General features: G+C 65.8%; 11 protein-coding genes. All 11 read left to right on the plus strand.

The window, feature by feature from the left end; translation table 11 throughout:
- The first annotated feature begins 46 nt into the window (after nucleotides 1–46).
- The 11 genes from gyrA to HNQ05_RS04885 all read left to right on the plus strand — a co-directional run bounded on the left by gyrA (nucleotide 47) and on the right by HNQ05_RS04885 (nucleotide 13,207).
- Nucleotides 47–2,461, plus strand: coding sequence for a DNA gyrase subunit A (gene gyrA / locus HNQ05_RS04835; RefSeq protein WP_147146755.1), 2,415 nt, complete (start codon nucleotides 47–49; stop codon nucleotides 2,459–2,461).
- 56 nt (nucleotides 2,462–2,517) lie between these two features.
- Nucleotides 2,518–2,829, plus strand: a complete 312-nt coding sequence (gene cutA, locus HNQ05_RS04840; RefSeq protein ID WP_147146753.1) for a divalent-cation tolerance protein CutA — start codon at nucleotides 2,518–2,520, stop codon at nucleotides 2,827–2,829.
- Nucleotides 2,830–2,887: 58 nt separating this feature from the next.
- Nucleotides 2,888–3,499 carry a helix-turn-helix domain-containing protein gene (locus tag HNQ05_RS04845; RefSeq protein WP_147146751.1) on the plus strand — a complete coding sequence of 204 codons (612 nt, stop codon included), beginning with the start codon at nucleotides 2,888–2,890 and terminating at the stop codon, nucleotides 3,497–3,499.
- A gap of 15 nt (nucleotides 3,500–3,514) precedes the next feature.
- Nucleotides 3,515–4,549 carry an NAD(P)/FAD-dependent oxidoreductase gene (locus tag HNQ05_RS04850; RefSeq protein ID WP_147146749.1) on the plus strand — a complete coding sequence of 345 codons (1,035 nt, stop codon included), beginning with the start codon at nucleotides 3,515–3,517 and terminating at the stop codon, nucleotides 4,547–4,549.
- 60 nt (nucleotides 4,550–4,609) lie between these two features.
- Nucleotides 4,610–6,091 (plus strand): bifunctional metallophosphatase/5'-nucleotidase, encoded by a 1,482-nt coding sequence (locus tag HNQ05_RS04855; protein ID WP_147146747.1) that lies wholly within the window; start codon nucleotides 4,610–4,612, stop codon nucleotides 6,089–6,091.
- A 253-nt stretch (nucleotides 6,092–6,344) separates the two neighbouring features.
- Entirely contained in the window at nucleotides 6,345–7,685 is a 1,341-nt protein-coding gene (glnA, locus tag HNQ05_RS04860) for a type I glutamate--ammonia ligase (RefSeq protein WP_147146745.1), read from the plus strand.
- Nucleotides 7,686–7,978: 293 nt separating this feature from the next.
- A complete protein-coding gene (locus tag HNQ05_RS04865; protein WP_147146743.1) occupies nucleotides 7,979–9,136 on the plus strand; it encodes an ABC transporter substrate-binding protein in 1,158 nt (385 codons plus the stop codon).
- Between the two features lie 76 nt (nucleotides 9,137–9,212).
- Nucleotides 9,213–10,376: a branched-chain amino acid ABC transporter permease gene (locus HNQ05_RS04870; protein WP_013457510.1), complete on the plus strand. Its 1,164-nt coding sequence runs from the start codon at nucleotides 9,213–9,215 to the stop codon at nucleotides 10,374–10,376.
- Nucleotides 10,376–11,725, plus strand: coding sequence for a branched-chain amino acid ABC transporter permease (locus HNQ05_RS04875; RefSeq protein WP_147146741.1), 1,350 nt, complete (start codon nucleotides 10,376–10,378; stop codon nucleotides 11,723–11,725). The genes HNQ05_RS04870 and HNQ05_RS04875 overlap by 1 nt, the downstream gene beginning before the upstream one ends.
- Complete coding sequence (locus tag HNQ05_RS04880) at nucleotides 11,712–12,488, plus strand: ABC transporter ATP-binding protein (RefSeq protein ID WP_147146739.1); 777 nt, start codon at nucleotides 11,712–11,714, stop codon at nucleotides 12,486–12,488. The genes HNQ05_RS04875 and HNQ05_RS04880 overlap by 14 nt, the downstream gene beginning before the upstream one ends.
- Nucleotides 12,488–13,207 carry an ABC transporter ATP-binding protein gene (locus tag HNQ05_RS04885; RefSeq protein WP_147146736.1) on the plus strand — a complete coding sequence of 240 codons (720 nt, stop codon included), beginning with the start codon at nucleotides 12,488–12,490 and terminating at the stop codon, nucleotides 13,205–13,207. Before HNQ05_RS04880 ends, HNQ05_RS04885 begins: the two co-directional genes overlap by 1 nt.
- Nucleotides 13,208–13,259: the final 52 nt, after the last annotated feature.

The following is a 13,259-nucleotide window of genomic DNA, read 5'->3' on the forward strand; positions in this document are numbered from 1 at the left end:
CCACGGGGTGCAGCCCTCTTCTTGAAACCCACCCGTAAGGAGGAGCATGTCGCAGGTACTGCCCGTAGAAATCACCGAAGAAGTCAAGCAGAGCTTCATCAACTACGCCATGTCGGTCATCGTGAACCGGGCGCTGCCCGACGTTCGCGACGGCCTCAAACCGGTGCAGCGGCGCATCCTCTTCGCCATGTACCAGGAGGGGCTGCTGCCCGGACGCAAGCACTCCAAGAGCGCCGGGGTCGTGGGCGAGGTCATCAAGAAGTACCACCCCCACGGCGACCAGGCGGTCTACGACGCCATGGTGCGGCTGGCGCAGGAGTGGAACCTGCGCTACCCGCTCATCGACGGCCAGGGCAACTTCGGCTCGGTCGACGGCGACCCCGCGGCCGCCTACCGCTACACCGAGGCGCGGCTTTCCCCGATCGCGCTCGAGCTATTGCGCGACATCGACAAGGACACCGTCGACTTCGTCGAGAACTTCGACGGCACCGCCGAGGAGCCCACGGTTCTGCCCGCCGGCTTCCCCAACCTGCTCGCCAACGGCTCGACGGGGATCGCCGTGGGCATGGCCACCAGCATTCCGCCCCACAACCTGGGCGAGCTGATCAACGCCCTGGCGGCGATGATCGACGACCCCGAGATCACCCTCGACGGCGTGATGCAGCACCTGCCCGGCCCCGACTTCCCCACCGGCGGCCGCCTCAACCGCGTGGGCCTCAAGCGGGCCTACGAGACCGGCAAGGGCTCGCTGCGGCTGCGCGCGCGGGTGCGCACCGAAGAACGCGGCGGGCGCAGGATGCTCGTCGTCACCGAGATCCCCTACCAGGTCAACAAGGCCAGCCTGATCAGCCAGATCGCCAGCCTGGTGCGCGCCAAGAAGCTGGAGGACATCTCCGGCCTGCGCGACGAGTCGGACCGCCAGGGCATGCGCATCGTCATCGAGCTCAAGCGCGGCGCCAACCCCGACGTGGTGCTCAACCAGCTCTTCAAGCAGACCAACCTGCAGACCAGCTTCACGATCAACATGCTCGCGATCGTGAACGGCGAGCCGCGGGTGCTGCCGCTGCTGGCGATGATGCGCGCCTACCTCGACCACCGGCGCGAGGTGGTGGTGCGCCGCACCCGCTTCGACCTCAAGAAGGCCGAGGACCGCGCCCACGTGCTGGAGGGCCTGCTCATCGCCCTCGACCACCTCGACGAGGTCATCGCCCTGATCCGCGCCTCGCGCGACGGTGCCGAGGCCAAGGCGGGGCTGATGGAGCGGTTCGCGCTCAGCGAAGTGCAGGCCCAGGCCATCCTCGACATGCGGCTGCAGCGCCTCACCGGGCTCGAGCGCGAGAAGCTGCAGGCCGAGTACCGCGAGCTGCAGGAGACGATCGCCTACCTGCGGGCCATCCTGGCCGACGAGACCCGGTTGTGGGGCGTCGTCAAGGACGAGCTTCTCGCGATCCGGGAAAAGTTCGCCGACGAGCGGCGCACCCTGATCACCGAGTTCGCCGAGGGCTTCAACCCCGAGGACCTGATCGAGGACGAACCGATGGTCATCACCATGACGGCCGCGGGCTTCCTCAAGCGCACCCCGCTCGAGGACTACCGCGCCCAGGGCCGCGGCGGCATGGGGGCCAAGGCGGGCCGCACCAAGGACGAGGACGAGGCCACCCGCGTCTTCGTGGCGCAGATGCACGACGACCTGCTCTTCTTCACCAACCGCGGCCGCGTCTACCGCGAAAAGGTCTTCGAGCTGCCCGAGGCCCAGCGCACCGCCCGCGGCACTCACGTAAAGAGCTTCCTGCCGCTCGAGGAGGGCGAGGAGATCAAGGCGCTGCTTTCGCTGCGCAGCCTCACCGACCCCGGCTACTTCGTCTTCGCCACCCGCAAGGGGGTGGTCAAGAAGACGGCGATCCGCGACTACCAGAACCTCAACGCCTCGGGCCTCATCGCCATCAACCTGATCGAGGGCGACGATCTGGTGGACGTCCGTATCGCCGGCAGCGGCGCGGAGGTGGTGATGGCCACCCGCGGCGGCAAGGCCATCCGCTTCCCCCTCGACGAGGTGCGCGCCACCGGCCGCGCCAGCCAGGGGGTGCGCGGCATCCGGCTCAAAGAGGGCGACGAGGTGGTCTCGCTGATCGTCGTCCCCAAGGACTGGGAGGGCGACCTGCTGGCCATCAGCAGCCACGGCTACGGCAAGCGCACGCCGCTCGAGGAGTACCCGCTCCAGGGCCGCGGCGGCCAGGGGGTGATCACCTTCAAGCTCAACGAGAAGGTGGGGCACCTCGCCGCGCTGCTGGCCGTGGACGGCGACGAGGATCTGCTGGTGCTCTCGCGCGGGGGGCTGGCCATCCGCACCCGGGTGCGCACGATCTCGCAGTACTCGCGCCCCACCAGCGGTGTCAAGGTGATGAACCTGGCCTCCGGCGACGAGATCGCCTCGGCCTTCGTCATCAAACCTCACGACTGAACCCGGCCCTGTCTTTAGCGCGCCCGCCCGTCCGGCGGGCGCGCTAGACTGTGGCCATGGTGCGTCTGGTCCTGATCACGGTGCCCGACGAGGCCACGGCGCGGAAACTCGCGCGCAGCCTGGTCGAGGAGCGTCTGGCCGCCTGCGTGAACGTCGTCGGCGGCCTGACCTCGGTCTACCGCTGGGAGGGCGAGGTTCACGAGGACGCGGAGCTGCTCCTCCTCGTCAAGACGACGACCGCCGCGCTGCCCGAGCTGGAGGCGCGCGTGCGGGAGCTGCACCCCTACAGCGTGCCGGAGCTGCTCGCCTTCGCGGTAGAAAGTGGCCTGGATCGCTATTTGTCCTGGGTGAAAGAAAACGTTAAATAAATTAATATCTTTATTTACTTAGTCGAGCCCGCGTGCTACCCTGAAGGGGGAGGGAAATGTGACGCAAGGCAGCATCATCGACACGCTGGCGTTCCGCGCCGGGGAGATCATCCTCTATCCCGGCAGCCCCGGCCCGCGGGACCGCATCTACCGCGTCGAGTCCGGCCTGGTCCGCATCCAGAGCGTCGACGACGACGGCAACGCCCTGACCCTGCGCTTCGTGCGTCCCGGCGAGTACTTCGGCGAGGAGGCGCTCTCGGGCGGCGAACGGCGCTACCACGCGGAGGCGGCGGCGGACACCCGCATTGCCCAGATCCATCCCGAGCGCATGGATCCCCAGGAGACCCTGAACCTGGCGGTCCGGCTCGCCCTGGCGCTGGGGCAGACCTACGACGCCATCCAGCGGCTGGTTTCCCAGCGGCTGAAGAACCGGATCGCAGCGGCGCTGCTCGAGTTCATGGACACGCCGCTGGCCGTCCACGACAACAAGGGGCGGGTGATGATCCACGTCACCCACGACGAGATCGCCTCGGCCGTGGGCTCGGTGCGCGAGACCGTCACCAAGGTGGTCGGCGAGCTGGTGCGCGAGGGCCTCATCAAGTCCGGTTACGGCCGGGTGATGCTGCTCGACATCGAGGCGCTCGGCGAGCTGGCGCGCCAGAACGGCTGAAGCGCGGGAGGTGCGGTGCCCAAGACCGACGTCATCATCATCGGAGCGGGACCGAGCGGGCTGTTCGCGGCCTTCTATGTGGGGATGCGCGACCTCACCACCCGCATCATCGATCCGATGGCCGAGGTCGGCGGGCAGCTCTCGGCGCTCTACCCCGACAAGTTCATCTACGACATCGCCGGCTTCCCCAAGATCCGCGCCAAGGAGCTGGTGCGCAACCTCGTCGAACAGGTCAGGCCCTTCGACCCCATCTACACCCTGGAGGAACGCGCCGAACGGCTCGAGCCGTTGGACGAGGGTGGGTTCGCGGTGACCACCTCGAGCGGCCGCACCTACCTGAGCCGCGCGGTGATCATCACCGCGGGGGTGGGGGCGTTCGAGCCGCGGCGCATCGAGGCCGAAGGGGTGGCGCGGCTCGAGCACAAGGGGCTCGAGTACGCGGTCCGCGACGCCCGCGCCTACGAAGGCCAGCGGCTGCTCATCATCGGCGGGGGCGACTCCGCCGTGGACTGGGCGCTGACGCTTAAGGACCTGGCGGCGCAGGTCACCCTGATCCACCGGCGCGAGACCTTCCGCGCCCACGGCGCCACGGTCAACCGCCTGATCGCCGCGGCCGAGGCGGGCGAGCTCACGATCCTGACCCCCTACGAGCTGAAGGCGGTGCTGGGCGAGGAGCGGGTGCGCGAGGCGGTCATCGTCGACAAGAAGACCGGCGCGACGCGCAACCTCGACGTGGACGCGGTCCTCGTCCTCACGGGCTACGTTTCCAAGCTGGGCCCGATCGCGAACTGGGGACTCGAGCTCGAGAAGAACCGCATCAAGGTCGACACCCGCATGGAGACGAACATCCCCGGGGTCTTCGCCGCCGGGGACATCACCACCTACCCGGGCAAGATCCGGCTGATCGCCGTCGGCTTCGGGGAAGCGGCCACCGCCGCCAACCACGCCGCCGCCTTCGCCCACCCGCGCCTGCGCGTCGATCCCGGGCACTCCTCCGACCACCCGCCCGAAGGCCGCCCCTCGGTGGCGCGCTCGAGCCTCGACGACTGATCCGCCACCCTGGCGTGTCGCGGGCGGTTTGAGGATAGAATCAACGGTGGAGGTGATGCTATGAAGCTGTTGCGCAAAGGAATACTGTTGCTCGCGGCGCTGGCCATGGGTCTGGCTTTCGCCGCGAAACCCGATTTCACGCTCTTCCACTCGAACGACGTCTACGAGATCCAGCCCGTCAAACGGGGCAAGTTAGGCGGCGCCGCCCGGGTGGCCACCCTGATCAAGCAGCTGGACGACGGCAGCCTGATCGTCACGTTCGGGGGCGACGCCTTCAGCCCCTCGATCATGTCGAGCCTGCTCAAGGGCAAGCAGATGGTCGACGTCTTCAACAAGCTGGGCTTCGACTTCGCCGTCTACGGCAACCACGAGTTCGACTTCGGGCCCGCGGTCGCCGAGCAGCGCGTGAAGGAGTCCAACTTCCCCTGGCTCAGCTCGAACCTGCTCGACAAGCGCACGGGTGAGCCGCTGGCCGGCGGCGTCCGCTTCGCGATCACCGAGGTGAACGGCGTCAAGGTCGGCTTCATCGGCCTGATCGACGACTGGCTCGAGCTCACCAGCCCCGGCGACAACGCCCAGTACCTCGACTTCGTCACCGTCGGGCGCGACCTCGCCCGCAAGCTCAAGGCCGAAGGCGCCGACGTCGTCGTCGCCCTCACCCACATGGACATGGTCCACGACGAAGAGCTGGCGGCCAAGGTGCCCGAGATCGACCTCATCCTCGGCGGTCACGACCACGGCGGCATGTTCAAGGTCGTGAACGGCACCCTGATCTTCAAGGCCAAGTCCGACTGGCGCGACGTCGGCTACCTCAAGGTCTACAACATCCCCGGCCTCAAGCCCGTCGTCTTCCTCGAGGTCATCCCGGTCACGAACAAGATCCCCGAGGATCCCGCGATGGCCAAGGTCGTGGACGCCTACGTGAAGGTTCTCGACGAGAAGCTCAACGTCACCATCGGCGAAACCAAGGTGCCGCTCGACGCCCGCCGCAAGACCGTGCGCACCATGGAGTCGAACATCGGCAACCTGATCGCCGACGCCATGCGCGACTACGCCCAGGCCGACGCGGCCATCGCCAACGGCGGCGGCATCCGCACCGACAGCATCTACGGCCCCGGTCCGCTGACCCGCAAGGACATCCTCGCCATCCTGCCCTTCGGCAACGTGGTGATCAGCGTCAAGGTCAGCGGCGCCGACCTCAAGGCGGCGCTCGAGAACGGCGTCAGCCAGGTCGAACGCGTCAAGGGCCGCTTCCCGCAGGTTTCCGGCATCACCTTCACCTACGACCCCGGCGCCGAACCCGGCCAGCGGGTCAAGGAAGTCTTCGTGAACGGCCAGCCGCTCGACCCGAACAAGACCTACGTGGTCGCCATCAACGACTACATGGGCCGCGGCGGCGACGGCTACAGCATGTTCAAGGACGCCCCGCGCGTCGTCGACGAGCGCTCCGGCCTGCTGCTCGCCAACGTCGTCATGAACTACATCCAGGCCCACTCGCCCGTCGCTCCCAAGGTGGAAGGCCGCATCAAGACGGTCAAGTAACCCCGGCGAAGCACCCTGCGAGGGCGGCCTTTGGGCCGCCCTCGTTCCTGCATACCAGGGTTTATTTTTATTCATTATATATGCCATCTTCATATTTCATGCTGTACCGTCTTTTCTTGCCTCTGCGCAGCATTTGCGAATACAACATGCGTCTTTTCCCGTTGCATCCTTGCAATCTACCCTGTATAGCCGGACAATTGTAAGGTTCGCACCTCTTCCCCATCCGTGCTTCTTGTGTTTATAATGTTGCCGTATGGGACGGACGAAGAAGGATATCCTCCAAGCGATGGCCGAACACGACGTTCGGTTCCTGCGGCTCCAGTTCACCGACATTCTGGGCAAGAACAAGAACGTCGAGGTGCCGGCGTCGCAGTTTGAAAAGGCCCTGGACGGCGAGATGATGTTCGACGGTTCCTCGATCGAGGGGTTCACCCGCATCGAGGAGTCGGACATGCTCCTCAAGCCCGACTACAACACCTTCGTCATCTTTCCGGACGAGATCGAGGACGCCAGCCGCGGCCGCGTCGCCCGGCTGATCTGCGACGTCACCTACCCCGACGGCACCCCGTTCGAGGGCGATCCCCGCGGTGTCCTCAAGCGCCAGATCGAGCGGCTCAAACAGCTGGGCTTCGACAGCATGTCGGCCGGCCCCGAGCCCGAGTTCTTCCTCTTCCTGCGCGACGAGGAAGGGCTGCCCACGATCGAGACCCACGACCAGGCAGGCTACTTCGACCTCGCCCCGATCGACAAGGGCGAAGAGGCGCGGCGCGACATGGTCAACGTCCTGGTGGACATGGGATTCGAGATCGAAGCCGCCCACCACGAGGTCGCCCCGGGCCAGCACGAGATCGACTTCAAGTACGCCGACGCGCTCGAAACGGCCGACAACATCGCCACCTTCAAGTTCGTGGTCAAGCGGGTCGCGCTCCTGCACGGACTGCACGCCACCTTCATGCCCAAGCCGATCGCCGGCATCAACGGCTCGGGGATGCACACCCACCTCTCGATCTTCAAGAACGGCGAGAACGCCTTCTACGACCCCAAGGCCGAGTACCAGCTCTCGCGCACCGCGCTGAACTTCATCGCCGGCCTGCTGGCGCACGCCCCGGGGATGGTGGCCATCACCAACCCGCTGGTCAACTCCTACAAGCGGCTCACGCCCGGCTACGAGGCACCCACCAACATCGCCTGGTCCGCCTCGAACCGCAGCGCCATGATCCGCATCCCCGCGCGGCGCGGCGTAGGCACGCGGGCCGAGCTGCGCATGCCCGACCCCAGCACCAACCCCTACCTGGCGCTCGCCGTAATGCTCGCGGCCGGTCTCGACGGCATCGAGAAGGACCTGCTGCCGCCACCCTCGATCCAGCGCAACATCTTCTCGATGACGGTACGCGAACGCCGCCGCCACAAGATCAAGGAGCTGCCCGGGACCCTTCGCGAGGCCATCGTGGCCCTGGAAAAGGACGAGGTGATCAAGGAGGCGCTCGGCGAGCACATCTACCACCACTTCATCCAGGCCAAGCGGCTGGAGTGGGAGGACTACCGCATCACGGTCCACGACTGGGAGCTGGACCGCTACCTGAGCGAGTACTGAACCGCAGATCCGCCCTTGAAAATCCCCCGCAGGGTTAACCCTGCGGGGGATTGGCCGTTAACGCGCCCTGCGTGCGCGTTTTTCGCTACGCACCGCCACGATTGCTTGAACATTCAGCGGTTTCGCCGGTCAACTTCCCGTTAAAACTTTCCCGGTCGCTGCGTCCGCTCGCGGTTTTTTCTGCACGCGGCAAGTTGACACCCGCGCGCGATTTGCATATAAAATACGGGTGCGAGTATAAAACACCAACGCTCGCGCAAGACGATTGGACACGCAGGAAAGGGAGGACGTATATGAGGAAAAGCCTTTTAGTAGCCGCGTTACTGCTTATCGCCGGCAGCCTCGGCCTGGCCCAGGTCAAGATCGGGATCAACCTCGAGCTCTCGGGCCGCTTCGCCGCCATCGGCAACCAGACCCTGAACGGGATCAAGGTGGCCAACCTGCAGACCCCCGAGGTGCTGGGGCAGAAGGTCGAGCTCGTCATCTGCGACAACGAGACCACCCGTGAGGGCTCGATCGCCTGTGCGCAGCGCTTCGTCAACGAAGGCGTGATCGGCGTCCTGGGCGCGATCTCCAGCTCGATGTCGATCCCCGCCGCGGAGGTTCTGCAGGACGCGGGCATCATCATGATCTCCACCTCCTCCACCAACCCGCAGACCACCCAGATCGGTGACTTCATCTTCCGCATGGCCTACACCGACGACTTCCAGGGCAAGCTCGCCGCCGCCTACGTGGTCAAGGACCTCGGCGCCAAGAAGGTCGCGGTCTTCCGTCAGATCGACGACGACCACTCCTACGGTCTGGCCGGCTTCTTCGACGAGACTGCCAAGAAGCTGGGCGCCAAGACCCTGGTGCAGGACTTCGTGGCCAACACCGTCGACTTCACCGCCCAGCTCAACAACATCCGCAGCTTCAAGCCCGACGCCATCTACTACTCGGGCTTCTGCGCCGAGGGCGCGCCCTTCATGAAGCAGCTCCGCGAGCAGGGCTTCACCCAGCAGGTCATCGGCGCCGACGCCTCCGACGACCCGCAGTGCCCCGAAGGCGCCGGCGCGGCGTTCGACGGCTACATCTTCACCGGCTTCGCCACGCCCAACCTGATCGCCGACCCCGCCGCCAAGAAGCGCGCCGAAGCCTTCAAGCAGAAGTACTTCGAGGTCATCAAGAACGCCAAGCCCGGTGACTTCAACGGCTTCGTGCTCGCCGGTGCGGACAGCTACAACGTCCTCGTCGCCGCCATCAAGGCCGCCGGCACCACCGACGTCAAGGCCGTGCGCGACGCCCTCGCCAACATGGAGCACTACCCCGGCGTCTCCGGCGACATCACCTACAAGGGCACCGACGGCACCCCGAAGGACCGCACCATCGGCTTCTACAAGTACGAGGTGAAGAGCGCCAGCGACTGGAAGAAGATCGAGCTCTTCGGTAAGTCGACCGCCGAAGTGCAGTAGTCGCTCGTCGCATTCCGGACCTGGGGCGGGCCTGCGCGGCTCGCCCCAGTTAACGCCGGAACTTCGGAGGAACCCTGTGACCGCATCCAAACTCGCCTCGCGTTCAACGTTGTTCACCCTGCTGGCAGGCCTGCTGCTCGTCGTCCTCATCGGATGGCGCATCGCCATGCTGGGCGATTACACCTTTGCGCGCATCGTGCAGGACTTCCTCAACGCGCTTACGCTGGGAAGCCTGTACGCGCTCATCGCCCTGGGCTACACCATGGTCTACGGCATCATCCGCCTGATCAACTTTGCCCACGGCGAGATCTTCATGCTGGGGTCGTACTTCGCCTTCTACGCGATGACCCTGACCCCCATGCACTGGGGCCTGGCCCTGCTCATCACCGTCCTGCTTGGCGGCACCGTTTTGCTCGTCTTGCGCAGCCTTTTTAATCTCGAAGAACCTAAACGAACGGCGGCCCTGGCGCTGCTGATCTTTGCCGGAACCTTCTTCCTGCTGGCCTTCAGGAACATGGGCTGGATCGAGGCGCTGCTCCTGAGCATGCTCGCCACCGGCGTGGCCGGGGTGCTGCTCGAAGCGGTGGCCTACCGCCCGCTCCGCGGCGCCCCCCGCGAGAGCATGCTGATCACCGCGATCGCAGCCAGCTTCTTCCTGCAGAACATGGGCCAGCTGCTCTTCGGCCCGCGCGTGCAGGGGTTCAACGCCGAAACCATCCTCAACCGCCCGCTCAACTTCACCATCGGCGAGGAGACCGTCTACTACACGGGCATCCTCATCGTCGTCCCCACCGTCACCGCGGTGCTGCTCTTCGTGCTGAACCTCTTCGTCTCCCGCACCAAGCTGGGCAAGGCCATGCGCGCCACCGCCCAGGACGCCGAGGTGGCCCAGATGATGGGGGTCAACGTCAACCAGGTCATCGCCCTGACCTTCTTCATCGGCTCGATCCTGGCGGCGGCCGCGGGCGTCATGTACGCCATCCGCTTCGGGCAGATCCACCCGCTGATGGGCCTGATCCCGGGCATCAAGGCCTTCACCGCCGCGGTCATCGGCGGCATCGGGAGCCTTCCCGGCGCCGTGCTCGGCGGTCTGCTGCTCGGCTTTATTGAAATCTATGTGGTGAGCCTGTTCCCCACGCTTTCGGCCTATAAGGACGTCTTCGCCTTCGTGCTCCTCATCCTGATCCTCCTCTTCCGCCCCTCCGGGCTGGTCGGGGAAGACCTCACGGAGAAGGTATGATGCGCAACACTCTGCTCACCCTTGCCACCGTCGGGCTGGCGATCCTGGGCCTCTTCCTGCTGACCCAGGCCGAAGGCAGCAGCGGCCTCCTCTCCGCCCTCACCCTCATCTTCATCTGGGGCATCGCCGCCGTCAGCCTCAACCTGATCAACGGGCAGCTCGGCATCCTCTCCCTCGGTCACCACGGCTTCATGCTCATCGGGGGGTACGTCACCGCCCTGCTGATGCTTCCCGAGAAAGAGCGCGCGCCGTTCCGCACCCGCCTGCTCTCCGACTGGGCCCGCAACCACCTGGACCTCGACAAGTGGCTGCGCGGCGCCGGCCTCGACTTCATCGCCAACTCGATCGACCTCAAGTACGTCGTCGCCCTCTTCATCGCGGGGCTCGCCGCGGCGGTGGTGGGCGTCATCGTCGGTGCGCCCTCGCTCAGGCTCAAGGGCGACTACCTGGCTATCGTCACCTTCGGCTTCGGCGAGATCATCCGCCTGCTGCCCAACGCCCCCGAGGTCGCCGCTCTCACCAACGGCCCCCTCGGCATCAAGGGCATCCCCGGCGACGCCGGCACGGTCTGGTGGACCTTCTTCGCCTTCCTCTTCGTGCTCTGGTTCCTCAGCCGGCTGAAGTTCTCCTCGTACGGACGTGCCTTCGAGGGCATCCGCGAGGACGAGATCGCCGCCGAGGCCATGGGCGTCAACCTGGCCTACCACAAGGTGCTGGCCTTCACCATCAGCGCTTTCTTCGCGGGGGTGGCCGGCGGGCTCTACGCCAGCTACCTGCAGTCGGTGGACACTCAGACCTTCAACTTCTTCGTCACCTTCTTCCTGCTCGTCGCCATCAGCCTGGGCGGTCTGGGATCGATCACCGGCGCGGTGCTGGGAACGGCCATCGTGGTGCTCGTGCGCATCTACGGCGGCTTCCTGGAAAAACCCTACCCTGCCTACATCGGCTACCTGGGCGGCGCAGTGGTGATGCTGAGCGCCTTCGCCTTCTCGGCGTACATCCGCAAGGCGCGCCGCCTGCGGCCTGTCGTCGAAACCAAGCATCTGATCTTCGGCGCCTTGGGGGTGGCCCTGCTGCTCGTCACCGTATTCTTCCGCAACGAATCCTGGATGACGCAGACCGTGCAGTTCTTCGGGCTGCGCAAAATCCTGCTGGCGGTCATTCTGATCCTGATCATGATCTACCGCCGCGAGGGCATCATGGGCCGCGCCGAGTTCTCCTGGAAGCTCATTTTCGGCCCCCGCGAGGACGTCCCCACAGAAGAGCAACGCAAGCAGGACGCCTGGCTCTCCAACCCCGACCTGAACCCCGACGCCGCCAAGAAGGAGGACGACGATGCCTCTGCTTGAGCTGCGCAACCTCTACAAGGCCTTCGGCGGCCTCCAGGCCATCAGCAACGTCAGCCTGACCGTCAACGAGGGCGAGATCGTCAGCATCATCGGGCCCAACGGCGCGGGCAAATCCACCCTCTTCAACCTGATCACCGGGGTGTACAAACCCGACCGCGGCGACATCATCTTCGAAGGGGAGCGGATCAACGGGCTGACCCCGGACAAGGTGACGCGCAAGGGCATCGCCCGCACCTTCCAGAACCTGCGGCTGTTCACCCACCTGACCGTGCTGGAAAACGTGCTGATCCCGCAGCACCACCGCCTCAAGTCGGGCTGGCTGGCCGCCGTCCTGCGCACCCCCGCCTACCTGAAGGAAGAGGAGGAGATGCGCAAGACGGCGCTCGAGAAGCTCTCGTTCTTCGGGCCCCGCCTGATGAGCTTCCGCCTGCACCAGCCGGTCTACGTCCTCTCCTACGCCAACCGCCGCCGCACCGAGATGGCGCGCGCCATGGCGACGGGCGCGAAGCTGCTCCTCCTCGACGAGCCCAGCGCCGGTATGAACCCCAAGGAGACCAAGGAGATCACCCAGATCATCCGCCGCTTCCGTGACGAGGGGGGCTACACCATCGTGCTGGTGGAACACAAGATGAACCTGGTGGGCGAGATCTCCGACCGGGTCGTGGTGCTCGACTACGGCGAAAAGATCGCGGAGGGCGACTACAAGGACGTGGTGAACGACCCCAAGGTGATTGAGGCCTACCTGGGCCGGAGGGAGGAGTGATGCCGGAACCTCTTCTCGAACTCAAGAACGTCAGCGCCTACTACGGCCCCATCCGCGCCTTGAACCAGGTCAACATGGTCCTCTACCCCGGGGAGATGGTCTGCCTGCTCGGCGGCAACGCCTCGGGCAAGAGCACGACCCTCAAGACCATCCTCGGGCTGGTGCAGGTGGGCGAGGGCGAGGTCTACTTCCGCGGCGAGCGCATCGATCCCAGGCCCACCTCGTACCGCATCGAGAAAGGGATGGCCGTGGTGCCCGAAAACCGCCGCGTCTTCCCCAAGATGACGGTCCGCGAAAACCTGGAGATGGGAGCGTACCTGCGCAACGACGCCAAGGGGATCAAGGAGGACCTGGAATACGTCTTTTCGCTCTTCCCGCGGCTGGAGGAACGCCTCGGCCAGATGGCGGGCACGATGTCAGGCGGGGAACAGCAGATGCTGGCGATGGGCCGCGCCCTCATGAGCCGCCCCAAGCTCATCCTGATGGACGAGCCGTCGATGGGCCTCGCGCCCAAGCTGGTGGAGACGATCTTCAAGATCATCAAGACCGTCAACGAACGCGGCATCACCGTCTTCGTCGTCGAGCAGAACGCCAACATCGCCCTCTCGATCGCCGACCGCGGCTACGTGCTGCAGACCGGCGAGGTGGTGCTGGAAGGCCCCGCGCAGGAGCTCCTGCACAACGAGGCCATGCGCCGCGCCTACCTGGGCGAGGTCTGAACCGGCCGCACCCACGACCGCCGCCTTTCGGGGCGGCGGTCCTTTATACGGC

Origin of the sequence: Oceanithermus desulfurans (assembly GCF_014201675.1) — a bacterium.
GTDB lineage: Bacteria > Deinococcota > Deinococci > Deinococcales > Marinithermaceae > Oceanithermus > Oceanithermus desulfurans.